Below are 25,367 nucleotides of genomic sequence, written 5' to 3' on the forward strand. Positions count from 1 at the left end.
TGACCAGAAGGCAGCCATCGAGGCGGCGTTCAGCATTACCAACACGGCGGATAACACCAACAACGGTAGCGTCGGCTGGGATTACCGCATCACCGAGGCCGAGCTGGACTTCCTGGGCCAGGGAGAAACCATTAAAGCCGTCTTCACCGTCACGGTGGATGATGGCAACGGTGGCAAGGTTCCGCAGGACGTGACCGTCACCATCAATGGGGCTAATGACAAACCACTATCAACAAACGACAGAGTTCGTATTAATGAAGATGAAGTAAGAATTCTTCGTGTTGACGATTTTGGTACATACAGTGATGCTGAAAATGATGCACTTACCACGATTAAAATTACCTCGTTGAGTGATTCTGGTTCCTTGGAGTATCAGGGAGAGAATGGCTGGGAGCCTGTAACGGCTGGGCAGGAGATTTCAATAACTGATATTAATGGGAACAAGTTACGATTTATTCCTAATGACCCAGATGATCCAACAGCACATGAAAGTGGTGATCAATACGCAACAATCAAGTTCAAGGTCAGTGACGGTAATGACTTTAGTGAAAGTGATTACGAGTTGGTGATTGATGTCACGCCGGTTGCTGATCAGCCTGGTCTTCAGCTTGATGAAAATATCAATAATTCTGCTGATAGTGGTCTGGCGGTGCCCCCTCCACCTTCTACAGGCCTGCTCTATCGTTTCTACGATGAGTTGGGTAATGGTCCGCAGAATGTGAATGGCCAGAATGCCAGTGAACAGGAAGTCATTATGGATAATGCGACTCCCACCGAGGAGTCGAAAAAACTGGATGGTTTTGGTGATGCTGGAAATCGCATCAATATTGATACGGATGACTCCTATGCCGTAACCGGGCTGATTTACCTGGAAGCTGGGAAGAAATACACGTTTTCTGGCTACCATGATGACTTGATGAGGCTGGAAGTTGGTGGAGCGGTGCTGTTCACAACTAAGGGTAATAGCTGGGGCAATTATACTACTGATAAATTTATTCCTTCAGAGTCTGGATATTATACGCTTGAGCTATATGTCCATAATGCATCTCATAGGGGGGCTTTCTCCCTGAATGTTGCTGTTGACGGTGGTAGTCCTCAGGCATTAACCGGCGCTAACTTTCATATTTACGCCAGTGTTGATGATTTGGAAAATGCCGGTGGTCAATTCGGGAACTTTGTGTCAGGTACAAATGATGGTGGTTACTTTCCGATAGCAGTGAATACGGGAGCAAAAAACACGTATATTGAGATATCAAATATAAATGCAGTGCTGATCGATGATGATGGGTCAGAGATCATCAGTGAGATTATGTTGAGTGGTATTCCTGCCGGTGCACGGTTATGGGATGGATCAAATATCACCAATCTTTCAGAGGGCATATCCAGCGTTAATATCACTGACTGGGATTTGAGTAATATTCGGATTCTACCACCGCCTGATTTTACTGGAAAAATCATACTGGCGGTCAGTGCCACCAGTCAGGAGCAGGCCAATAAAGATGAAAAAACTATTGGAAAAAATATCACTGTAACGGTACATGACCCTGCAGGCAGTGGGATTGATGCTGATATTCTGAAGATTCCCGGGGATCCTGATAACACAGCTCCGAATATTGATGCTTATTTGGTTCAAACGTCGGGCTCTGGAGCTGGGCTGATTGATGGTTCAGGAACCAGCGGAATTGATCTGGTCGTTGCAATTTCTGATCAGGATGGTGATACGACTGAAACAACGGTTACAGTGAACTTTACAGCCTATCAAACAGGCGATAATGGCTCTAATGCATTGGAGGGTACCGAAGGTTCGGATTATCTGGCAGGCGGGGCCGGTGACGATACGCTGAAAGGTGATCCGGATGGAGTAAGCGCTACCGATGTTTTTGCTTTCAATATTTCAGACCTGATTGATGGTCAAACGGTTCAGACAGATACTCTGCTGGATTTTGCTCTTGGAAAACCGGACGCTGAGAATGGCGATATTCTGGATATCTCGGGGCTTGTGGACTTGGCTACCGGTGAAACACTGATTGCTGAAATATTAGGGCGGGAAGGCATTAGCGCGTCTTATGATGAGCAGTCACAGATAGCCACCATTAGTTTTACAACCAGTAACGATGAAAGCAGTTCAGACTCTCTAAAGATCGTCTTTAGTAATACCACTGGCTGGAGTGATCTGGATAATCCGGGCAATGGTATTGATGGCAATGATGTACTTCAACAGCTGATTAACAACGGCCAGCTGATTGTTTAAATACGCAATAAAACTAACCATAATTCGAATTGGAAAAGGAGCGAAAAAAGGATGTTTCCGACGTTTTTAAAAGTATCACTGTTGTCTGCCGCAGTGTTAACCGCCAATACCCGGGCAGATACCCTGCTGGATTCCATCAACCAGACGCTGGCGACCAATCCGGAAATTCTGATCCGCACTACCGAAGCGGATGCCCGTATGGATGAAATTACCCAGGCTAAGGCAGGGTATCTGCCCAGTGTGGATTTAACGGCCGGGATTGGGTATGAGAACAGCCGTAACAGTACAACGATTGGTGCGTTTAATGCGGGCGATGCTGACAGTAAAGACCAGGACAGGACCCGGCGTGATGCCTCCCTGATTGCACGTCAAATGTTGTTTGATGGTTTTGCGGTTGGCAGTGAGGTGGATCGCCAGAAGGCGAGGCAGGCGTCCGCTGCCCAGGAGGTGTGTTCGGTAGCCGGTAATACGGCACTGCGGGTGACCCAGGCCTATATCAATGTCATGCGTCAGCAGTCGGTTGTTGAACTGATGCAGGCTAATTCTGCTGAGCATGAACGTGTCGTTGAACTGATCGAAAAACAGGGGCGCAAAGGCCGCAGCAATGAGGCCGATGTGGCTCAGGCCCAGAGTCGTCTGGTGCTGGCCAGGGCCAATGAGATCAGTGCCGAGTCTGTACTTCGTGATGTAAAAACACAGTACCAGCGTCTGGTGGGTAATCTCCCTGCTTCCTATACGTTGCCTGAAGTGCCAGCAGGTACACCGTCTTCTCTGGAGGCAGCGTTAAAGTTGGGCACAGAAATTCATCCGGTGATGAAATTGGCCAGCGCAGATGTGCAAGCAGCGGAAGCTCAATATGAAGCGAGTAAGAGTGCCTTTATGCCCCGCCTGGAGCTGGAGGTGGGAGCCAACTGGGATACCGATGCCAATGGTGGTAAAGGGGATACCTATAGCCATGTAGCTAAATTGAATATGACGTATAACCTCTACAACGGCGGCGGTGATAAGGCTCGCCGCAGCCAGACCAGCAAACTGGTGAATGAGGCGATGGAAGTGCGCAACCGGGCTCGTCGTCAGGTGGAGGAAGAGATTCGACTGGCCTGGGTGGCGATTGATTATGGATTTCGTCGTTTGCGGCCGCTGGAAGAGCATGTGGTTCAGGCGAGCAAATCCAGAGGGCTTTATGACAAGCAGTTCCTGATCGGTAACCGTACGCTCATTGATCTGCTGGACAGTCAGAATGAGTACACATCTGCCCGTCAGAGTGAAATCAATGCCCGTTATGATCTGCTGTTTAACCAGTTCCGCCTGTTGAATAGCACGGGTTCGCTGTTGACGGCAATAGACGCCAGCCTGCCCGTTGAGAATGATTGTGGTGTGAAAGTGGTTGCGGCACGTTAAGTCGATAGTCAAGGGGGCAAGTGCCCCCATTTGGATTTAACCTTCTCCTTTGAGCTTACGCCTGAGAATGTTGTAAATTTCCTGTTGGTCCCTGCTGTGGACAAACCGAAGTGCTTCTCTCAGCGTTGGCAGACTGCCGGCAATCATCGGACAGTCCAACAGCTTTTCAAGCTTTTCCATATGCTGGATATCCGGGCGTACCTGCTTGACCGGTGTCTCTTTAATCTCGGCAGAACCCATCACCAGCTCGGCAAGACTGATCTGATGCAACAGGCTTTTAATGCTGAGAAGCGCGAAAGCAAGGTGCAGACGTGAATGAGGGAATGGGTTATTGAAGCCGTAGCAGATCATCCGGCTGTACATCTCAATCTGCACCAGTGTGCTGTCATGGCAGCCCAGCGGGTTATCTATACTATCCATACTGTGCAGGCCAACCATATCCTGGCTCAGGTCCTGTATGGTTAACTTCTGCTCACCGAAAAATGGCCTGATCGATTCCATGGCGGTACTCCCCTGCAAGTCAATGTCAGTCATTTATACCATTGATTTTGCAGCAGATTGTCTAACAACTCCGCCAGTATTACTGACTTTTTTCGGGTGACACCATTCAGGGGACGTGATAGCCCATTGGCATCTGTTCATCGTATTGCAGCCAGACTTTATTCAGCCATGCCTCAGAGCCCAGCCAGTCAAGCACCCACTTCAGGCCCTGCCCCATGTTTTCCTGGTTCCAGGCCAGCAGACAGCCGTCATTATAATGCAGGTCTGGCACTTCTTTGCGAACCAGCAAGCCTGCTTCGATATAGGGTCTGGCAAAGTGGTTGGGCAGAATCGTGGCCCCCAGTCCTCTAAGCAGGCATTCAATAGCGGCTCTGAAACTGGGTACCAGAAGCACCTGCTGGTTTTCCAGCAGCAGGTTGTAGCCATGACGGAAAAACCGCGAGGTATCCTGGATACAAATTGAGCGGTGCCCCTGCAGCTCTGCCATGGAAAGAGGTTCATTTTGCCCGGCCAGGGGGTGGTCTGGCGCAACCACAAAGTCCCAGGTCATATTACCCATTGAGCGCCAGGCAAAACGATCCTGGTTGAGGATGGCTTCCGGGATATCCTGGGGGGCACCAATCACAATCTGACAGCGGCCATGAAACAGAGAGTCCCAGGAACCGTTATAGACTTCGGTGTTGATCACCAGCTCGGTTTCCGGTCGAACTTCCTGCAGATCATTGATCAGGTCGTAGACCTTGCCCTGATTGACCACGTTATCCAGGGCGATACGCAGCTCCCTCTCCCATCCGGTAGCCAGTTGTTGTGTACTGTTTTCAAGCTCCTCCAGATCGGCAAGCAGTTTATCGGTATGTTCGATAAAGTGTACACCGGCGGGTGTCAATTCAACACGTTTGCTATCGCGCAGAAACAGCTGTACGCCCAGGCGGTCTTCCAGTTTCCGAACGGTATAGCTGATTGCCGAGGGCACTTTATGCAGATGCCTGGCGGCCGCCGTAAAGTTACGAAAATGGGCAACTGCCCGAACAATCTGTAGCGTTTCCGTTGGGATCATAGAAGGCGACAATGAGTTGAGTAGATAAGGCTGGCAATCATACCTGAACGGCGTTGTTTCTATTCAGAATTTTTCACTACAAATTTCATAAAAGAAAACGGTTTAGATTACTGGTTGGTATACTATTGAATCAGGCTCCACTGGCTAATGAATGGAAGTGAAGCTTCCCGTTCATTGCTACTCTCAACTACCCGTCAATGCCCATTTATCCAGAGGGGTTGCCCCATGACTGATCTTAATGCCCGTAGCCGTCAGGCTGTGCAATTGATGGATCTTACTTCCCTGAATGACGATGATACCCCGGAGAAAATCATTGCTCTGTGCCATCAGGCCCATACCGAAGCCGGAAACACGGCGGCTGTCTGTATTTACCCCCGCTTCATCCCTATTGCCCGTAAAACACTGAACGCCCTCGGCCTGAACGACGTTGCTATTGCCACGGTAACCAACTTTCCTGCCGGCGATAATGATATTGAAATCGCTGTTGCAGAGACCAGGGCTGCGATTGCCTATGGTGCTGATGAGGTTGACGTCGTATTTCCATACCGGGCACTGATGGCGGGCAACGAAGAAGTTGGTGCCGAGCTGGTTCGCCGCTGCAAAGATGTTTGCGGTGTTGACGACAGTGGCCAAAAACAGGTCCTGCTGAAAGTGATTATTGAAACCGGTGAGCTGAAGGACCCTGCCCTGATTCGTAAGGCCAGCGACATCGCCATTGCGGCCGGTGCTGATTTTCTTAAAACCTCGACTGGCAAGGTACCGGTCAATGCGACACCAGAGTCTGCACGGATCATGCTGGAAGCCATCCGCGACAGTGGCAACACACAGGTTGGTTTCAAGCCTGCCGGTGGTATCAGAACCGCAGAAGACGCGGCATTACACCTGGACATGGCGGATGAAATTATGGGCGATGGCTGGGTAAACTCGCGTCACTACCGGTTTGGTGCCAGCAGTCTGCTGGGGAATCTGTTGATTGCCCTGGGCCTGAAACAGGGTGAAGCCAGCAAAGAAGGGTACTGATATGTTTCTGCCACAGGAAGTTATTCGACGTAAGCGGGAAGGTGAGGCACTCAGCGAGCAGGAGATTCGCAGTTTCATTGCCGGTGTCACGGATAACTCGGTGTCGGAGGGCCAGATCGGTGCGCTGGCCATGGCCGTGTACTTTCAGGGGATGAATATTGATGAGCGAATTGCCCTGACCTGTGCCATGCGTGATTCCGGCGAGGTGATGGACTGGTCGTCAGATCATCTCCCGGGCCCTATTCTGGATAAACATTCCACCGGCGGTGTTGGCGATGTGGTCAGCCTGATGCTTGGCCCCATGACAGCCGCCTGTGGTGGTTTTGTGCCGATGATTTCAGGCCGTGGTCTTGGGCATACCGGGGGCACGCTGGACAAACTGGACAGTATTCCCGGCTATACGACCAGTGCCTCAGAGTTGCTGTTCCGGAAAGTGGTCAGGGAGACCGGTGTTGCGATTGTCGGCCAGACTGGTGAGTTGGCTCCTGCGGACAAACGGATTTATGGTGTTCGTGATGTGACGGCAACGGTTGAATCCATTGCCATGATCACCGCCTCTATTTTGTCGAAAAAACTGGCAGAAGGGCTGGATGCCCTGGTAATGGATGTCAAGGTAGGCAGCGGTGCCTTTATGCCAACCTTCGAGCAGTCGGTGGAACTGGCGCAGAGTATCGTTCAGGTAGCCAATGGGGCCGGGGTGAAAACAACGGCATTGCTGACGGATATGAACCAGTGCCTTGCCTCTTCTGCCGGGAATGCGGTTGAGGTTCGTGAAGCCGTGCAGTTCCTTACGGGTGAATATCGCAATGACCGCCTGCTGGAAATTACCATGGCGCAATCCGCAGAGCTGCTGGTATCCGGGGGGCTTGCTGCCGGAATTGAGCAAGCCAGGGAAAAACTGCAGTCAGTACTGGACAATGGTCAGGCGGCTGATGTCTTCGGCAGAATGGTGCACGGTCTTGGTGGTCCGTCGGACTTCGTTGAACGGTACAACCATTACCTGCCCACTGCGGCCATCGTTAAGCCCGTGTACATGGAGGCCGAGGGTTATCTTGCCGCCATGAATACTCGGGAAGTGGGCATGGCCGTGGTGCAGTTGGGCGGAGGTCGAAAAGTTGCTTCTGATACCATTGATTATGGAGTAGGCTTTACGGAAATTTGCCGACTGGGTGACAGGATTGATCCTTCACAGCCCATTGCCATGCTCCATGCCAGTTCAGAAGCGTCATGGAACCAGGCGGCAGATATGCTTCGCGGTGCACTCAGTTTTGCTGAACAGGTGCCGCCAACCCATTCTCTGGTTTACCAACGGCTTTAAGCTGACAATGTACCTTCGAGTCACGGGTTTGGAAACAAGCCGGAAGGTGCATTTTTATCAACAAATAGCGGTCATAACCATTGCAGGTCAGGAGTAGCGAATGAAACGTGCAATTATCCTTGTTATGGATTCATTCGGTATTGGAGCTACGGAAGACGCTGATAAATTTGGCGATGTTGGCTCCAATACAATTGGACATATTGCCCGGGCTTGTGCCGATGGCGAGGCAGATATTGGTCGACAAGGCCCGTTAACCCTTCCGGAGCTGTCCAGTCTTGGCCTGGTTCATGCGGCAAGGGACGCCTGTGGTGAGTTCCCCAAGGGGATGGTCAATGATATGCCGATTATCGGTGCTTATGGCTATGCCAAAGAACTCTCCAGTGGCAAGGACACGCCCAGCGGCCATTGGGAAATGGCAGGTGTTCCGGTGCTGTTTGACTGGGGCTATTTTCGCGATGAGAAAAACAGTTTCCCGCAGGAACTGCTGGATGAGTTGATCGACAAAGCCGAACTTCCTGGGGTTCTGGGTAACTGTCATGCCTCGGGTACCAGCATTCTGGAAGCGCTGGGTGAAGAACACATGAAAACCGGCAAGCCGATTGTCTATACATCGGCCGATAGCGTCTTTCAGATTGCCTGCCATGAAGCAACATTTGGCCTTGATCGTCTGCTTGACGTCAGCAAGATTGCCCGTGAGATTCTTGAACCATACAACATCGGACGTGTGATTGCCCGACCATTCATTGGTGATGATGCAGGGGACTTTCAGCGCACCGGTAACCGTCGGGACTTTTCTGTATTGCCCCCGGCACCCACGGTACTGGATAAGCTGGTAGCCAGTGGTGGCGAAGTGGTCAGTATTGGCAAGATTGCCGATATTTTTGCCAACCAGGGGATTACCAGAAAGGTAAAGGCAACGGGTATTCCAGCCCTGTTTGAAGCAACCCGTAAAGCATTGATTGAAGCGGGTGATCGCACCATTATCTTCACCAATTTTGTGGATTTTGACTCTTCATTCGGGCACCGCAGAGACGTAGCCGGTTACGCCGGTGCGCTGGAGCAGCTGGATGCCATGCTGCCAGACCTGTTTTATTATATGGACGACGATGATCTTCTGATTATCGCGGCAGACCATGGTTGTGACCCAACCTGGCCAGGAACGGATCATACCCGTGAACACATTCCTGTTCTGGCATTCAGTAAAAAGTTGATGCCATGTGCCCTGGGTCAGCGGGAAACCTTTGCCGATATCGGGCAGACACTGGCCAGCTATTTTGAGTTGGAGCCTATGGACTACGGCACATCGTTTTTGCCTGAGATCTTTGAGCAGGGCTAAGTTTGGCTATTGCCACCTTATCCGCGTCAAGGAAACCATCCTTGATGCACTTTAATCGTCGTGTTTTATCGAGAACGAGGATTTAACTGTGACACCTCATATTAATGCCAAGCCCGGTGCCTTTGCTGATGTCTGCCTGATGCCAGGGGATCCTTTACGTGCCAAACATATCGCCGAAACGTTCCTGGAAGGTGCCGAACAGGTAACGGATGTGCGTAACATGCTGGGCTTTACCGGCACCTACCAGGGTGTCCGGGTGTCTGTTATGGGGTCTGGTATGGGCATTCCTTCGGCATCTATTTATTACAAAGAGCTGATTACCGAGTACGGTGTTAAGAGCCTGATCCGCGTCGGTTCCTGTGGGGCTATTTCCAGGGACGTTCAGGTTCGCGACATTGTGATCGGTATGGGTGCCTGTACAGATTCCAAAGTGAATCGCATGCGTTTTCGGGACCACGACTTTTCGGCGATTGCCAATTATGGGCTGCTGGAAAATGCCGTGAATGCTGCCCGTGCCATGAACCTGCCGGTGAAAGTGGGCAACCTGTTCTCTGCAGATCTGTTCTACAATCCGGATGCAGCCATGTTTGATACCATGGAGAAATACGGTGTACTGGGTGTCGAGATGGAAGCGGCTGGCCTGTACGGCGTTTGTGCTGAGTTTGGCGCACAGGGTTTGGCCATCTGTACCGTCAGTGACCATCTCCGTACCGGAGAAGCACTGCCACCGGAAGACCGTCAGTTAACGTTCAATGAGATGATTGAAGTTGCGCTGAAGTCCCTGCTGTAGTTTCAATGCGTTTGATAGGTACAACCTCCGCTCACCTTGAGCGGAGTGATTCAGTCTTTATTCAGGGGCTGTGCCTTCCCCCTTCGTTCCCATGCTCTGCGTGGGCACGAGGTATTACTGATTGTCAACCCACTCTTGCTCTACAACCAGGTCCAGTATCCATCGTTTGCTGGAGGCGTCAGCTGGCGGGTTTGGAACATCAAATTCTTTGATACGCAGGCGATAGGCAATCCCGGGCGTAAACTCAAAACCTTCGATATCACCGTAAAACAGGGTCCAGGGATCTTCTTTAGACTCACGAATCTGCAAACACTCCATTGGGGCTACGCCAGTACAGGGTGTTTTTTCCGGGGCAACATAAATAAAGCGGGTCACGCCATCTTCCATGTTGGGCTGCTTGTTGAAGACATAGCTGGAAGTATTGGTACTGAGTATCAGTTGATCACCGGACATCTGAACCCTGGGTTTATCACCCAATAGCTGTTTTAAGGCTTCTTCCTTTTCGGCTTCTTCACCATGGCACATCATCAGTGTACTGGCGAGCTGCTCTACGACCAGCCGATCACCATGCATTTTGACCGAACCCATCAGTCGGTTGCACCCGGCATGGGCAGCAATGCGATCATCTTTGATATCCAGGGTAATGGGTGCAGGGCTGGCTTCCTGCCATCGACCTTCAGGCAGGGTATTACAGGCGGTCAGAAGTACCGACATTATTACAACCCCAAGCTGCACAATTTTCATTGATAACTCCGGCAGGCTACCGATTTAAGACAAAAAAATAACGATAATTATCGCTGATTATAGTGCCTGCCAGCTATTAAAAGAGTATCTGAAAACCCAAAATATTGAATTAAACCAGTAGATAAAAAAGCAGCTCAACAGAGCTGCCTGATAAAATGAATCAGATGGAATATCACTGATCAGATAGTAAAGTTGTAACTTAACCAGGCTCGCAGTTTTTCTGATTCATTCTGACCGGTAGCCCTACGGAATGCTTCATCATTCCTGTAATAGCCATATTCAAGTTTGAATTGCAGGTCCTTCATTCCCCACTGGGAAAAATTGTATTTCATGGTCAGGTCATGCTCGTGTTCGGCAACGTCATGTGCAGTACCATTCAGTTCTTTTGCCTTCATTCCTGATCCATAGACGAAGTTGTAACCCAGTGATAAACCTTCAAGCCCAATATCACTGAAATCATATTCAGCCCCAATCAGCCAGGCTTTCTCTTTATTGAAATTAAAGTCGGATATGTTGGCGGAAGTGGGTACATCCCAGACACCGTGGGTGTTATCACCGAAGTTATAGTTGTAATGGCCTATAGTGTGATGGCCATTAGTAATAGAGTTGGCTGCTGTGTTGGCCTTTGTGTAATTGAAGGCTGCATTAAATGTCCATGGACCACTGTTCAGGGTTGCATTCAGATTTCCTAATTCCGCCTTGTTTTCAAATGAGCCATCCCGCTCACTTGCTCCCCAGAGGTCTCCATCCTGTTTGGCATAGAAGTACATCCCACCAAGAGTCAGCTCGGAACCACCATAAAGGGGCATTTTTAACCAGACATTACCGTTATGAGCCGTTAAATAGTTATCTGCAAGACCATTACGGTATTGGAGTTCAAGGCTGTTCTGGTTGGCTAATTCAAAGGTGTAGCCCAGCTGCATGCCCATTACCCAGTCAATTTTATTACCGTCTTCATTCACAATAGGGTGAAAGCCTGACTGAGTTCTTCCGGAAACTTCATTTAACCAGGCAACCTTGCCTTTGAAACCGTCCATGGCAACACTGGCATCCACTCCCTGCCAGGCACTGGGAACCGAACGGGAGCCTGAGATGGTGACCAGACCGGTTTCAAGCAGCTGACGACCAATTTTGACATCGGCAGAAAGGCCTTCATAGCTGTCAGGCAATTTGAAATCCACCCATATCTGACCGATTTTACCAAAGCCTTCGTTATCAGCATTCAGCAGGTTGCTGGAGGTGGCATTACCATGCTTCATATCCAATTTGGCAACCCGGTAGGCCGAGCCTCCAACACTGACAAAGTCAGCCAGGTAGCCAGTTTCTGCATTAAGCCATACTGCACCTGTCCATGCACCTTTGGTTATATTGTCAGTGGTATTCTCATCATCGAAAAATACACTCTGTACTTTGCCATCGATTTTGGTATCACTGATAAATGAATCATAACTGTCACTGGCTATAACAGGCACACTGAAAAGAGCAACAGCATAAGATAATAAATAGGGTTTTAAACGGGTCAAAATAAATACCTGCTTAATCAATGATTGTGATTGAGTAGAGCAAGTATAGATGCTTTATCAGAAGCTGAGAGAAATTAACCGATAGAATAAGATAATGGTGTTTTATTAAGCGGATGTAAAAAAAATTTTATTACTATAGTCTCATTAATAACCGTGTTTGAATTAAATGGTGTACTCAATAGCCAGGTCCGGATTCTAATTGGCTAATAAGATTGATTTTTAAAGAGTTTATTTTCTTTAACTCCCCATTACGAAATTCCAGGTCAATTCTTTTAATGGCTGAGCAGCATTCAGATGCATTTAAAGGTGTACCGGATTCAGTCCTATGGTAAGACTCATGGTGGGGTAGGGCACTATTACCTACCAGCAGGTCAATACCTTCCATTTTGGCTACCGGAAACACTGGCTTGCTGCCAGATCTGATCAGTTTTGGGTAATGGATGGCATGAGTGGCAACAATAACAATATCTGCCTGTCTTCTCAGATAGGGTATCAGCTCTGACGTTGCCAGTGCCGGATCAATCAGTTCAATACCCCGGCGGTACTCTGAAATGACATCATTAACAGCGCCTGGCCTGGTAATCCCCATAACGGCAATGCGCAGCCCATCGAAGTCAAACAGGGCGTAGGCATCAAACACGGGACGGCCTGTTTCAGATTCATAAAGGTTGGCGGACAAAAAAGGAAAGTCAGCAGCGGCTTCCTGGTTGCGGATATTGTTCAGCGGCTCATCAAATAATAATGGGCTCACCGCCATGGCGTTATAGCCCAGCTGGTTCAGTTGTTTCAGGTTCAGGATGTCATCATTGGTGCTGAGTTCTCCTCCGGAGAGTAACAATAATTTCCCGCCATCGGCTTCTACTTCTTTGCGTATTTTATTGATCAGCGCCTGCCGTTGAATCAGTTGATCACTGCTGTTTGACTTTCCATTGTCATATTCATGAGTAAGCTCACTGGTGTTAAGAATGGTCAGCTTGTAAGTCTTGTCATAAATGTAACCGGGTTTCTGGTTTTCCTGTGAGACCCAGAAATAAGCCAATGCAACAAGCACAGAAGCTAATAAGGCATTGATGATCAGTTTCGGCCAGGATTTATGCTGCGTAACTGCTGTACACGCCGGTTTTGACTGCATAAAGATGACTTCCGGGAAGAGTTATCTCCAATATAACATCTGTTCCCTGGTACTTGTGTCTTTATGAGTTAATTATCCTGCAAGTATTCTGTAAGCAATGAATTATCGATTTGAATAGGGATTCTACAAGGCTGGCATCCTTGCCGGGTAAAATGAAAGGAACAGAATTATCAGCAATGGTTATTAAAATTTATAGCTGATCGCAAAGAAATGGCTGGTGCCGCTTGCTTTGGTTTTGGCTCCAAATGCGTTACCTCCATCTTTTATCAGGTAAACATTTGAATACAGTTTTAAACCATAACCCAGTGCAAACTTGTCATAGTGCCAGTAAAGACCATTGAACATTGCCCCACCGCTGGTTGCATGATCCTTGTCAGGATTAGCACTGTTGGGATAGAGAGTCTTGTTCTGTTTTCCTCCAAACTGATAATCAAGGTATCCCTGGTAACTGATAAATGAGCCGTTCTGAAAGGTATAAAATGGCGTAAACCAGTTAGTGGAAACTTGGTAGCCATTCCACTCTTTTCGGTTAAGATCATAAAATCCATACAGGTTGAGCCCCATCTTGCCAAACCAGGGAACCTGTAGGTCGGAGCCAATACCCCAGAATGAGCTGTTAGCATCTTCTCCCGGAATGTTTTTTTTGCTGACAGGGTCGAAGTTAGCGCCACCACCGCCACCCCAGTTAAACAGGGTAGCCAGGTAAATATCTGTCACCGGCCCCCAGGGCAAGTTATTAAATAACCCTGCCAGTGATAACCGTGGGGCAAACTTCATGAACATTTTGGGTTTGTCTTTCTTATCACTGTTATCCCCGTTGGTCAGATTAAACACATCCACATACCCATACAGATCAAGAATGCCTGAACGCCCGCCAAACTCCAGCTCCAGATAGTCATGCCCATCATTGGCTTCATCTTCTCTTCGAGGTAGCTCTTTGTAGGCATACATCAGGTTCAGATTCATCCACTTGAAGTCATTACTGAGGGGCGTTCCATCGTTATGGTCTGTGGCCAGGGCGGTGGGAGTAAGTAGGGGAACAAGAGCGGCGACACAGATCAGCCACCATAATTTCAGGCAGTAGCTTTTCACAATCAGACTCCGTTTCAGACTCAACAGTGAGCAGTGAAATTGAAGAGGGAAGCCTGTGAAACCTCCTGGTGACACAGGCCCGATGTGTGACAAGTATAGAAAAGATTTTGATGAATTCTTGCCAGCTGCCCGATCGATCCAGCGCGGCCAATTAAAGCGTACTCCACAGTGTCTCGAAGATAATTTGCTGAGCTGCGGCAATTTCCGGTGAGTCCAGCACGACAGCGACCGGGTAATTTCTGGAACCCAGGGAAATCATCGCAACTTTTGGCGGATATATCGCAATATAGCTGGCATCCATGCGCCCTTTGGCGTCAATCCACTTGCGCTCAGACAGCTCGGCATCCTCCCCGCCTTCACCAATGGCAATCACCCGCACCTTGATATTCTTGCGGATACGCTGCTGTGTGTAGTTGGGAAACGGGCGGTACAGGTGATGGCGAATCAACTTGGAGGAAAAGACACTGTATTCCCGGTCTTGTTGCCGGGCTACCGTATTGAGAATGTCTTTGAGTACAAACTCAATGCCACTGTCTCCTTCGTAGAAGCGGACATTCCCGGCACTGAAATCCGGCTTAAGATGATTCAGTTGCGGGATCAGCCTGAGCTTCATCTCTTCAATGGTAGTGTCCAGAGACTGTCGTTTTTCCTCCGCCAGCTCCAGCAGCTTTTCCGGAGGTTCAGCCGAGAAGATGCGACGCTTACCTTTCGGGAAGTAACTGACAACACCTTTGCCAGCGAGGTCTTTCAGGGTTTCGTAGGTGGTGCCGCGATTGATGCCGGTTTGCGCAGCAATATCCCGGATGGATGCTGAGCCAAGTCTTAAAAGGGCCAGATAAGTACTGACTTCCCGTTGGCTAAGACCAAGATTTTCCAGAGTATCAAGATTCATAGCACGGGTATCGGGTTAATGTGGTCGGAGTCATAAACAGTGCCTGTCAGAAAACCCGCATTTTCACCAAGGGCAGGAGGATTGGCAACCAGCCCGGCGCGCCAAAGGTTTTTGACCTTGGGCAAGAATAGCCTTCTTACTGTTTCTTGCTGAAAAAAAATCCGGGAATCGTATTTTTTCGATGGTGCGGGAAGTTTGGAGGCAAAACGGTGCGACAGTCTTTTAAGTGGTGAGCGTAATTGTCGATGGCTGATATAAGCAGCAGACAAACCCGTGGAGATTTCATGCCTGAAGTCCGGCCAGCGCAAGCTCAGACCCAGTATGTTTCCAGAGATAATCACTATGTTTATTCTCACAACCGCTTTGGCCGTGGTTGCCATTACCTTGGCCGGTTTCTGTCCCGACCGGTTTCTCTGGTCGCCGATTCGGCAACCAGGCTGTTCGCCCATGACCGACCCGGCAAAAGCAGCACGCCTTCCGAGGGTGAAAAACAGACGCAAAATGTACCACTGTGGGCCAGGAAAGTAGCCCGGGTGACTGCCGTCACCTTATTTCTGGTGCCTTCATTGGCATTGGGAATCCTGGGGTTCTCCCTGCGCATGATCGGTAACCTGTTCAGGAACGACATTTCCCTGATTCAGTCTTCTGTGCCACCCGCCGTCTATCATCCTGAGCAGGGCCTGCATTTGATGACCTACAACACTGGCCTGATGCCGTCGTTTATCCGTAATCTCAATGACCTGCGCTCATCACAGCAGCGCAGTGGGGAAATTGCCGCAGCATTAACCTGCAATCCTGACGTTATCCCTGATGTTGTCTGCTTCCAGGAGGTGTTTGACCAGCAGGCGGCGAAGCGACTCTGCCAGGATCTCAGTGGCCACTACCATCATATTGTGCACAGTGTTGCCCCCCGGGAAACCGGGTTGAACAGTGGCCTGGCCATTGCCAGCAAATATCCCGTACAGGAGGTTTCATTCCGGCCGTTCTCTGATCTGGCCGCAGAAGACCAGCTGGCCAATAAAGGGCTGCTGCGCATCGTACTGGATCTCGGTAACGATAAAACGGCCGTGGTATACAATACCCACCTTCAGGCTAAGGACGGTCAAACCTATGATGCGATCCGCGTTGCCGAGTTGAAGCAGATCAGACGGTGGGTTGAGGCGGATAGCAATAACGACAGGCAAAATAACAGACACCATCATGGCATCTTCCTGATGGGAGACCTGAACATTGCTCGGTCAGATGAGCAGGGGAGGGTCATTAAAAACGAACAGTATCAACAGGGCAGGCAAGCACTGGGGGAAAAATTTACTGACAGTTACTACGAGACCCATGATGAAGAAAGCGATACCCGGCTGGTTGAGCGCAGCGAGTCATTTTTTGTCAATAGCGACCAGGCAACCATCAAGGCGGCAGATCGCCGGGAGCCGGATGGGTCATGGTATCTCGGAGCCGGAAACAAAGTGCGTTACCCGTGGGGCAGCAAACGCTGGAAAGCACATCCCCAGGTGGCAAGCCACTGTATTTATGACCGCCAGCTGGTGTACAGGGACATTGAAAAAAAATGGGCATCCCATACCGAAATACGGCAACTGGGGCTGGATGTTGCTGATGATCTGGAAAGCGGGTTATCTGACCATTTGCCGGTTTCTGTTATCTACCGGGAAGCGGAAGGTTTTTCTGCGGCCATTGCCCGTCTGAAGCCGGAGAATTTTACCACCCGAGAGGTCAGGGATCTGGTGAAGCAATTGAAGTTTGACTATGGTCGCCTGATCAGTGATCAGACCGGTGAGCATACCATTGATGAAGAGTTCTCAGGCGTCAATCCCCTGTGCAGAATTGCTGAATGCAGGACTTATTATAAAAGACAGTCAGTGATTGTGAATGAGCTTGACCGGCTGGAAAAAATGGTCAGGCAAAGTATGAATCCTGTTTCCGGAACACCCGGGTCAAACACCGGGTAAACCGTGCTGTCGGTACTGCTGTTGCTTGCGCTGTTGTCAATTATTTTATGACATAAAGGGTTGTCTTTTTACGCACTGTGATTAACCTACTGATGTGTAGTAGATTTTCGAGCATTCAGGAGTCAGTGGTTGGATAACTGTGGCAGTCATTCCAATGACTCCAACCGTTCAATATTCCTGACATTTCAGAAAAACATAATTTCTGTTCTGGTATTTTTCTCCCAAAAAACACTCCGATTTATCAGGCTTGATACCTGAAAGTGCTTTTGTTTTTACGTTGCCAGACGAAACAGTTATAAAGCAGATGCTCCCGCCGGGGCACTTTGTCGACCGAGGCTACCATGAGAGCTGATATCGTTATTCTTGCTGCCGGGCAGGGCAGCCGCATGAAATCCAAACTGCCAAAGGTGCTGCATCGTATCGCTGGCAAGCCCATGCTGGAGCATGTGATTCTCAGTGCCCTGCACACGCAGAGAAAAGTCGGTGACGGCAAGATTCATGTGGTGATTGGTCACGGCGCAGAGCAGGTAAAACAGGCACTGGGCCACTACGATCTGAACTGGGTGGTTCAGGAAGAGCAGTTGGGTACCGGCCATGCTGTGCAGCAGGCACTGCCGGGCTGCAAAGGTGCCGATGTGGTGCTGGTGCTCTATGGCGACGTTCCCCTGATTCACTCCTCTTCCCTGCAGTCTCTGCTGGCGGCCAGTAACGGTGAGCGCCTCGGCCTGCTGACCATCAACCTGGCCAACCCTTCCGGTTATGGCCGGATTATCCGCGATGGCTTTGGCAATATTCAGGCCATTGTTGAGGATAAGGACGCCAGCCCGGAGCAGCTGGCCATTAATGAAGTGAATACGGGCATCATGGCCATTCCCGGCAATAAGGTCAGTGGCTGGGTTAATGGCCTGAAGAATGAAAATGCCCAGCATGAGTTCTATCTCACCGATATTGTCTCGATGGCCGTGACCGAAGATACCCCGGTCATTCATGTCCAGCCGCAGCTCCCAATTGAAGTGGAAGGTGTGAACAGCCGTGTCCAGCTGATGGAGCTGGAACGCGCCCGGCAACATCAGCTGGCCAATAACCTGATGGTGAATGGTGTCACGATTATTGACCCGCATCGTCTGGATATTCGTGGCGACGTCAAGACTGGCCATGACATTACCCTGGACATCAATGTGGTTCTCGAAGGCAAGGTTGAGCTGGCAGATAACGTTTATATCGAACCCGGTTGTGTGATTCGCAACTCTGTTATCGGGGAAGGTGCCATTATCAAGGCACACTCCATTCTTGAAGATGCGGTTGTCGCTGCCGGGTGTGAGGTTGGCCCGTTTGCCCGATTGAGGCCAGGTACCGAACTTAAGGAAAAAGCCCGGGTCGGCAACTTTGTGGAAATCAAGAAAACCGTGATTGGCAAAGGCAGCAAGGTCAATCACCTCAGCTATGTGGGCGACGCTGAAGTTGGCGATGAGGTGAATGTTGGTGCTGGCACCATTACCTGCAATTACGACGGTGTCAATAAATTCAGGACGGTGATTGGCGATGGCGCTTTTATCGGCAGCAACAGTTCGCTGGTGGCTCCTGTGACCATTGGGCGTGGTGCAACCACCGGTGCTGGTTCCACCATTACCAAAGATATTCCCGATGAACAGTTGGCCGTGGCACGTGGCAAGCAGCGCAATATCGAAGGCTGGCAGCGCCCGGTAAAGAAAGACTGAGATTTACAGGAAGGGGGGAGATGACTCTCAGGTCATCCACTCCATGATGATTTTTGCAACGTTTATGATGATCCAGGGGATCGACAACTATGTGTGGGATTGTTGGGGCTGTAGCGCAAAGAGATGTAGCAGATATTCTGCTGGAAGGGCTTCGTCGTCTGGAATACCGGGGCTATGACTCAGCAGGTGTCGCTATTATTAACGACAATGGCGAACTTCACAGAGAAAGGCGTACCGGCAAGGTATCTGAGCTGGCCGAAGCGGTTTCCCTGAACCCGCTTCGGGGCGGTACCGGCATTGCCCATACCCGCTGGGCCACCCATGGGGCACCCAGTGAGCGTAACGCCCATCCTCACGTATCAGAAGATCATATTGCCGTTGTTCATAATGGCATTATTGAAAACCATGAAGCATTAAGAGTGTTTCTGCAGGGCGAAGGCTATGTCTTTACCTCGGATACCGATACGGAAGTTATTGCCCATCTGGTCAGCCTGGAACTCAAGGGCAGCGACTCCCTGCTCGACGCCGTGCAGAAAGCGGTAGCCAGGCTGGAAGGTGCCTATGGCATGGTGGTGATGGACTGCAACGACAATGAACGTCTTGTGGTCGCCCGCTCCGGCAGCCCGCTGGTGATTGGGGTCGGTATTGGCGAACACTTTATCGCCTCCGACCAGCTGGCACTGTTTCCGGTGACCCGCCGATTCATGTTCCTGGAAGAAGGCGATGTAGCGGAAGTGACCCGCAACGGGGTGACGATTCTGGATGCTGCTGGCAACCCTGTTGAGCGAGATGCCCGGGACAGCGACATTGAACATGATGCTGGTGATAAAGGCCCTTATCGCCACTACATGCTGAAAGAGATCCACGAGCAGCCGGAAGCCATCGCCAATACCCTGGAAGGTCGACTGGGCAAGCATCAGCTGAATCTGGATATCCTGGGCAAAGAAGGTCAGGAGATCCTCAATAAAACCCGTGCCGTGCAAATCGTCGCCTGCGGTACCAGTTACCATGCCGGTATGGTGGCTCGCTACTGGTTTGAAGAGCTGGCGGGTATTCCCTGCCGTGTTGAGATTGCCTCTGAGTTCCGCTACCGGAAATTCTTTGTGCCGGAGGATTGCCTGTTTGTCACCATCTCCCAGTCCGGTGAGACCGCCGATACGCTGGCGGCATTGAAACTGGCGAAAGAGCTGGGCTATATGGCTTCACTGAGTATTTGTAATGTGCCGGGCTCTTCCATGGTGCGGGAATCGGATATCGCCATGATGACCCGGGCCGGTGCAGAAATTGGCGTGGCATCCACCAAGGCATTTACCACCCAGTTAACGGCACTGCTGATGCTGGTGACGGCCATTGGCCGTCATACGGGAATGACCCCGGAACAGGAATCCAATGTTGTTTCAGCATTACGAAATCTGCCACACATCCTGAAGAGTACCCTGGCCCTGAGTGATGACATTGAAGACATGGCGGAAGCCTTTGCCGATAAGCATCACAGTCTGTTCCTGGGCCGTGGTACCCAGTACCCCATCGCCATGGAAGGGGCTCTGAAGCTTAAAGAGATTTCCTATATCCATGCCGAAGCCTACGCGGCCGGTGAACTGAAGCATGGCCCGCTGGCCCTGATCGATAACGATATGCCGGTAATTGTGGTGGCACCGAACAACGACCTGCTGGAAAAACTGAAATCCAATATGGAAGAGGTGCGGGCAAGAGGCGGACAGCTGTTTGTCTTTGCGGATAAACAGGCCAACCTGACCGAGACCGAAGGTGTCCGGGTTCTGCCAGTGGACGAGGTGCCGGAAGTGGTTGCCCCGATTCTTTACACCATTCCCCTCCAGCTGCTCTCTTATTATGTGGCGATTATCAAGGGTACCGATGTTGATCAGCCGCGCAACCTGGCCAAAAGTGTGACGGTTGAATAATTCGGGTATTTGGTGGCAGTGATGTTGTGGGTTGACAAAAAACTATCATACTTTGCTGGATTCTGAGTTATGCTGAGGTTATTGGCATAGCTCGGACGCTTGGTATGAATAACTATAAGGATTTTCTGAAGCCACAGCCGAGGATTATTGTTGATCTACTGGAATCAGCGATAATCAAGAGGCTGACAAAAGAAAAGCGGGGACAAGGCTTTGGAATGGATTACAAGCCATTCTTAACCGTTCGCGATGTACCCAGTAAAGGTCGCGTGCACAGGCGGCCTTCCATCACCCATGGTCGAATTGTTCACCTTCTCTCTGACTTGGAGCTTGCAGTATTTCTTTTGTTCGACTGGATGCCTGATGTTGTTGATATCCGTGAACAGTTTCCTCTTGATCCAGAAAAAACGCTCACTATTTCGAAGCGTACCGGAATCAAACACCCAGCAGCTAAAGGCACTCTGCAAGTCATGTCGACGGATCTATTTGTTGATTTCGACCGTGACGGGCAGATTGTCAGTCAGGCCATCTCAGTCAAATACCGCGATGACCTTGAAGATCCCCGTGTTGTTGAAAAGCAAGAACTGGAGCGACGTTATTGGGAGGCAGCAGCCATTGAATGGTTTCTGTTTACGGAAAATGAAATTCCAGTCACGCTAATCCAAAATATTAAGTGGTTGATTCCCCACCTATATAGCTATGAACTGGATAGTAATGCCCAATGGTCCACATTCAGTAGAGTGCTTAAGGCGATCGAAACTTTCCCGGAAAACAAAATTGCTATGGTGATGAGGCAATTGGATGAGCAGCAGTCTCAAAAAGCGGGAACCCACTTGCAATATCTCCGACACCTGCTTGCACAGGGAGCATTCACTTGGGATATGGCAGAAATCAATCATCGTTCCCTTAGAACAGGTCAGCTGGTTCCTTCGAAGCACTGGCTGAATGAGGACTATGAATATGTTTATGCCCAATGATGTTTATCTGATCTCTCAGAAACGGGTGCGAGTATTGTGGTCTAACCGGCAGGGAATCGTCTGGATTGATATTGATGATGAGCGAGCCTTACCTGAAATAGCACCAAGAAGTGAGTTTGAGCACTTGATGGCTAAAGGTGAGCTGCAGGGAATAAAAGACCCGTACCTCAATATCTCAATGAAGCCACCAAAACAGGGTTCTCGTGCTGAAGAAGTACAGAAAAGGGCTTGGGAAGTTATTGAATCATTGGTTATGAAAGAACCTGAAATCTATCAACGGTCAGAAAGAGGTCAGCTTCTAACTCAAGCACTAAAAGAAAGTGGCTCAACCAAGCAGACCATTTACCGATGGCTTCGTCGATATTGGCAGCTTGGCTTGTGCAAAAACTCACTAACAGCACGTTATGATCTATGCGGTGGATTAGGAAAGACAAAAACTCCGGGCAGCAAAAAGCTGGGAGCCCCAAGAACCACAACGCCTGGCACAGGTATCAATGTTGATGATCAGGTGAAAGCACTGTTTCGTGTAGCTATCGAAAAGTGCCTGCTGCACGAGGGAGAGTATGAGTTTGATTACGCTTATAATCAGGTTCTTATTGCATTTGGTGTGCCGATACCGTGTAAAGCAGACGATTTGCTCAATGTTCCCACAGAGCGACAGTTCAAATACTTCTACGAAAAAGAATACTCACCCATTGAGATTACGCAAAAACGAAAAGGCGAAGTAAACTACCTGAAAGACTTCCGTCCCGTGCTGGGAACATCTACAGCAGAAGTGGCTGGCCCTGGCAGTCGTTATCAGATTGATGCGACCATTGCAGATGTCTACCTTGTTTCAGAGCAGAATCGAGAGAAAATCATAGGGCGCCCAACCTTTTATTTAGTGGTTGATGTCTTCAGCCGGGCGATTGTCGGAATGTATGTTGGTTTGGAGAATCCGTCATGGGTGTCTGCAATGGAAGCCTTGGCAAACGCGATGACTGATAAGGTGGCTTATTGTGCTGAGTTTGGCATAAATATCACCGAAGATGAGTGGTCGATGTCGGGATTGCCTGAAGCAATTATTGGTGACAGAGGTGAGCTATTAGGTCGTCATATTGAGATTTTAAGTCAATCATTCAATGTCAATATTGAAAACACACCACCGTACCGGGCTGACTGGAAAGGTGTAGTGGAGAGATATTTCCGAAGCCTGCAGGTTAAGATGAAACCGTTTGTTGAAGGCTATGTGACTGGGAATGTGATTGGCAAAAAACGTCACGGGAAAGATTATCGGCAAGATGGGATTCATACCCTACGCGAATTTACCCAGATGCTCATTAAAATTGTTCTTTATTATAACAATGAACACACTATTTCAACCTATGACCCTGATCCTGATATTCCTCCTGAACTTCCATTCAACCCAGCCACACTCTGGAACTGGGGTATAGAGTACCGAACTGGTCGCTTGAGAAGACCTGCTGAAGAACTTGTTAAAGTGAATCTGCTGCCTCATACGACAGCTTCTGTCACGGAACACGGGCTCAAACTTTTTGGTTGCTATTACACCTGTAAAGAGGCAATTGACTGGGGATGGTTTGAGGTTAATTACAGTGGACCTAAAACAGTCACTGTGGCTTATGATCTTTTTTCATCAAATATCATCTATATACGGCCTTCAAGCTCCTATGCAGATTACATAGAAGCCAGCCTCACACAAAGAAGCCGTGCGTTTAGGGATCTGACCATATGGGAAGTCTGGGAGAGAAATAACGTCAGAACTTCAACAGCAGCAACGTCAAAATTAAAAAAACGTGCTGGATCAGTGAATCTCGTTCACGATTTGGAGCAGATCGCAAAAAGATCCAAGGCAGAAAAGCCTGAAAAGCAGACATTGACAAAGGCGGAGAAAGTAAAAGGAATATCCGATAATAAGAGACAAGAACGCCAGTATGAACGTACGAAGAAAGGCGGTCAGGAGCGAGAGCAGAGAGAAACAGCTTCAGCAGATGTTATTCAGCTTCATCAGCCTCAACAAGAAAGAAAAAGTTTTAAGTTACCCTCCCGATTAAAAGATCTGCTGAAGGAAGAGCATGATGACGACCAAAACTGAATTGCAACGATTTCCAGTTGCAGAATATAAAGATATCGGCTTACCAGAATATACAGAGAACCCCCTTATTGCGGCTTTGCCAGAAATTCTAAGCCCAGTTGATACAGTAGAAAAGTTGACCAAGAGGCCTATATTTCATGCCAATGAAGTCAACCTGGAAGGCCATGTCAGAGTTCATGCTATTGCTCGACTGCGCAGAAATTTTTTGTTCCTCAGACAACGCACTTGGTGTTAGAGCAGAAGTTGTCAGAGTTAATCAGGGTTAGTTATCTGGGACGAAATCCGAAAACTGCCACCTTCAAGCGTAAATTGAATGCCATTAGAGACCTGTTAAAAAAACAAGACCTAACATCTTATGTTCATGACGATATGGTGAATTCGACAGCCTCATCAACAACCCTGGCAGGGATATCAGGTGCAGGAAAGTCCACCGCTACCAATATTATTTTAAACACCTATCCCCGAGTCATTTACCACCCGGAGTATCACTTGCTGCAAGTGCCCTGGATCAAAGTTGACTGCCCTTACGATGGATCTCTATCCGAGTTTTGTGAGAGCTTCTTTATTGCCTTGGATAGGCGGCTGAATACTAACTACCGTCAAAAGTACACATCGGGTAAGACCAGTATCGGAAAAATGATTGCTGATGTTGCAGACCTGTGCCTGATACATGCCATTGGCTTACTGGTTGTGGATGAATTTCAGCACATGAACCTTGCCAAGAGTGGTGGCGAAAAGAAGATGATCAACTTTCTTGTCACCCTCGTAAACGTGGTAGAAGTGTCTGTAGTGTTAATTGGCACCCCAAAAGCACTTAAGCTATTTGCCAATGAGTTTCGTCAGGCTCGGAGAGCAAGTGGCTCAGGTAGCCTCGTATGGGACCGGCTATCATTTGATGAAAGCTGGGATGATTTTCTTGATGAGATCTGGGATTACCAATGGTTAAAATCTCCCATCCCAAGGAATGAAGTCATAACAAATAAGCTCTACGAGTTAAGTCAGGGGGTACCGGATATACTGGTTAAACTGTTTTGTATCGCACAGGCAAGGGCAATACTTATGGCTGAGGAGCCAGGAGAGGAGTGTTTATCTTCTGACCTGCTTGATGATATTTTTGAAGAGCAATTTTCGATTGTAAAGCCAATGCTGACAGCATTGGGAAGCAACGATACGAATAAAATAGAGCGTTGTGGAGATTTAATTATTCCCGAAATCGACAGTACTCTTATTATTGCTTTCGACCATCTGAAGCCCAAACCGCTCAACAGGCACAAGAAGGTTGATATGGGAGAAGCTTCTCAAACCAGTGTCGCTAACGACGCAAGAGCTGCTTTGGTTTCAATGGGGGTGGCGGATGATATCGCTGAACCCTTGGTAAGAGATGCTGTTGAAGCGAATCCCGAACTACAGCTAATACAAATTATTCAGCATGCGACGACAGCCTTGAGTGGCTTGTCACAGAAACCAAAAAAATCAAAGGAAAAAGAAAAAGCACCACTAACCTGTCCAGAAAACTGGTCACAGCTGAAATCGCCGGATATGCGAAAATTGTATGCGGATAAAACGGGAGCAATGTATGAATTGCTTGCTGAACACTCGGTGATTTACCCAGTAGAGACTCTACTGGCAGGCTAAGC

General features: G+C 49.1%; 21 protein-coding genes. 13 read left to right on the forward strand and 8 right to left on the reverse strand.

The features are described 5' to 3' along the window. Window positions 1-2,251, forward strand: a 2,251-nt coding sequence (locus CX664_RS11665; RefSeq protein ID WP_145999954.1) for a VCBS domain-containing protein, incomplete at its 5' end; no start/stop codon positions are given. Between the two features lie 51 nt (window positions 2,252-2,302). Next, window positions 2,303-3,652 carry a TolC family outer membrane protein gene (locus CX664_RS11670; protein ID WP_101746906.1) on the forward strand — a complete coding sequence of 450 codons (1,350 nt, stop codon included), beginning with the start codon at window positions 2,303-2,305 and terminating at the stop codon, window positions 3,650-3,652. Between the two features lie 36 nt (window positions 3,653-3,688). Here CX664_RS11670 and CX664_RS11675 read toward each other — a convergent pair whose 3' ends face one another. Together CX664_RS11675 and CX664_RS11680 are read right to left on the reverse strand one after the other, a co-directional pair. Further along, window positions 3,689-4,186 (reverse strand): hypothetical protein, encoded by a 498-nt coding sequence (locus CX664_RS11675; protein WP_145999955.1) that lies wholly within the window; start codon window positions 4,184-4,186, stop codon window positions 3,689-3,691. 73 nt (window positions 4,187-4,259) lie between these two features. Next, window positions 4,260-5,210, reverse strand: a complete 951-nt coding sequence (locus tag CX664_RS11680) for a LysR substrate-binding domain-containing protein (RefSeq protein ID WP_101746908.1) — start codon at window positions 5,208-5,210, stop codon at window positions 4,260-4,262. A gap of 225 nt (window positions 5,211-5,435) precedes the next feature. Between CX664_RS11680 and deoC the strand changes: the two genes are divergently transcribed. The 4 genes from deoC to deoD all read left to right on the forward strand — a co-directional run bounded on the left by deoC (window position 5,436) and on the right by deoD (window position 9,674). Then, window positions 5,436-6,230, forward strand: a complete 795-nt coding sequence (gene deoC / locus CX664_RS11685; RefSeq protein ID WP_101746909.1) for a deoxyribose-phosphate aldolase — start codon at window positions 5,436-5,438, stop codon at window positions 6,228-6,230. 1 nt (window position 6,231) lies between these two features. Further along, on the forward strand, window positions 6,232-7,548 hold the full coding sequence (gene deoA / locus CX664_RS11690) for a thymidine phosphorylase (RefSeq protein ID WP_101746910.1): 1,317 nt from the start codon (window positions 6,232-6,234) through the stop codon (window positions 7,546-7,548). 100 nt (window positions 7,549-7,648) lie between these two features. Further along, entirely contained in the window at window positions 7,649-8,884 is a 1,236-nt protein-coding gene (locus CX664_RS11695; RefSeq protein WP_101746911.1) for a phosphopentomutase, read from the forward strand. A gap of 88 nt (window positions 8,885-8,972) precedes the next feature. Next, window positions 8,973-9,674, forward strand: a complete 702-nt coding sequence (gene deoD, locus CX664_RS11700; protein WP_101746912.1) for a purine-nucleoside phosphorylase — start codon at window positions 8,973-8,975, stop codon at window positions 9,672-9,674. A gap of 114 nt (window positions 9,675-9,788) precedes the next feature. On the opposite strand, the gene CX664_RS11705 is transcribed toward deoD, so the two are convergent. From CX664_RS11705 to CX664_RS11730, 6 genes are all read right to left on the reverse strand, one after another. Next, complete coding sequence (locus CX664_RS11705) at window positions 9,789-10,418, reverse strand: META and DUF4377 domain-containing protein (protein ID WP_219622172.1); 630 nt, start codon at window positions 10,416-10,418, stop codon at window positions 9,789-9,791. Between the two features lie 179 nt (window positions 10,419-10,597). Continuing rightward, on the reverse strand, window positions 10,598-11,941 hold the full coding sequence (locus CX664_RS11710; RefSeq protein ID WP_180966472.1) for an OprD family outer membrane porin: 1,344 nt from the start codon (window positions 11,939-11,941) through the stop codon (window positions 10,598-10,600). A gap of 175 nt (window positions 11,942-12,116) precedes the next feature. Then, window positions 12,117-13,073 carry a bifunctional UDP-sugar hydrolase/5'-nucleotidase gene (locus tag CX664_RS11715; RefSeq protein ID WP_101746914.1) on the reverse strand — a complete coding sequence of 319 codons (957 nt, stop codon included), beginning with the start codon at window positions 13,071-13,073 and terminating at the stop codon, window positions 12,117-12,119. A 183-nt stretch (window positions 13,074-13,256) separates the two neighbouring features. Next, complete coding sequence (locus tag CX664_RS11720; protein WP_241693310.1) at window positions 13,257-14,165, reverse strand: nucleoside-specific channel-forming Tsx family protein; 909 nt, start codon at window positions 14,163-14,165, stop codon at window positions 13,257-13,259. A 151-nt stretch (window positions 14,166-14,316) separates the two neighbouring features. Next, complete coding sequence (locus CX664_RS11725; RefSeq protein ID WP_101746915.1) at window positions 14,317-15,057, reverse strand: TrmB family transcriptional regulator; 741 nt, start codon at window positions 15,055-15,057, stop codon at window positions 14,317-14,319. Beyond that, window positions 15,054-15,365: a hypothetical protein gene (locus CX664_RS11730; protein ID WP_180966473.1), complete on the reverse strand. Its 312-nt coding sequence runs from the start codon at window positions 15,363-15,365 to the stop codon at window positions 15,054-15,056. Before CX664_RS11730 ends, CX664_RS11725 begins: the two co-directional genes overlap by 4 nt. Between CX664_RS11730 and CX664_RS11735 the strand changes: the two genes are divergently transcribed. The 7 genes from CX664_RS11735 to CX664_RS11760 all read left to right on the forward strand — a co-directional run bounded on the left by CX664_RS11735 (window position 15,342) and on the right by CX664_RS11760 (window position 25,365). Beyond that, window positions 15,342-17,021 carry an endonuclease/exonuclease/phosphatase family protein gene (locus CX664_RS11735; protein ID WP_180966474.1) on the forward strand — a complete coding sequence of 560 codons (1,680 nt, stop codon included), beginning with the start codon at window positions 15,342-15,344 and terminating at the stop codon, window positions 17,019-17,021. The two genes, CX664_RS11730 and CX664_RS11735, sit on opposite strands and share 24 nt — an antisense overlap. A gap of 341 nt (window positions 17,022-17,362) precedes the next feature. Next, on the forward strand, window positions 17,363-18,739 hold the full coding sequence (gene glmU, locus CX664_RS11740; RefSeq protein WP_101746918.1) for a bifunctional UDP-N-acetylglucosamine diphosphorylase/glucosamine-1-phosphate N-acetyltransferase GlmU: 1,377 nt from the start codon (window positions 17,363-17,365) through the stop codon (window positions 18,737-18,739). 89 nt (window positions 18,740-18,828) lie between these two features. After that, a complete protein-coding gene (gene glmS, locus CX664_RS11745) occupies window positions 18,829-20,661 on the forward strand; it encodes a glutamine--fructose-6-phosphate transaminase (isomerizing) (RefSeq protein ID WP_101746919.1) in 1,833 nt (610 codons plus the stop codon). Window positions 20,662-20,765: 104 nt separating this feature from the next. After that, the gene (locus tag CX664_RS11750; protein WP_101746920.1) at window positions 20,766-21,635 is read left to right on the forward strand and encodes a TnsA endonuclease N-terminal domain-containing protein; all 870 of its coding nucleotides are present in this window, start codon (window positions 20,766-20,768) and stop codon (window positions 21,633-21,635) included. Beyond that, the gene (locus CX664_RS11755; protein WP_101746939.1) at window positions 21,619-23,730 is read left to right on the forward strand and encodes a DDE-type integrase/transposase/recombinase; all 2,112 of its coding nucleotides are present in this window, start codon (window positions 21,619-21,621) and stop codon (window positions 23,728-23,730) included. The genes CX664_RS11750 and CX664_RS11755 overlap by 17 nt, the downstream gene beginning before the upstream one ends. Next, entirely contained in the window at window positions 23,711-23,965 is a 255-nt protein-coding gene (locus CX664_RS27005; RefSeq protein ID WP_219622173.1) for a hypothetical protein, read from the forward strand. The genes CX664_RS11755 and CX664_RS27005 overlap by 20 nt, the downstream gene beginning before the upstream one ends. Further along, window positions 23,959-25,365: an ATP-binding protein gene (locus CX664_RS11760; RefSeq protein ID WP_219622174.1), complete on the forward strand. Its 1,407-nt coding sequence runs from the start codon at window positions 23,959-23,961 to the stop codon at window positions 25,363-25,365. Before CX664_RS27005 ends, CX664_RS11760 begins: the two co-directional genes overlap by 7 nt. The last annotated feature ends 2 nt before the right edge of the window (window positions 25,366-25,367 follow it).

This window comes from Endozoicomonas acroporae (genome assembly GCF_002864045.1).
Taxonomy (GTDB): Bacteria; Pseudomonadota; Gammaproteobacteria; order Pseudomonadales; family Endozoicomonadaceae; genus Endozoicomonas; species Endozoicomonas acroporae.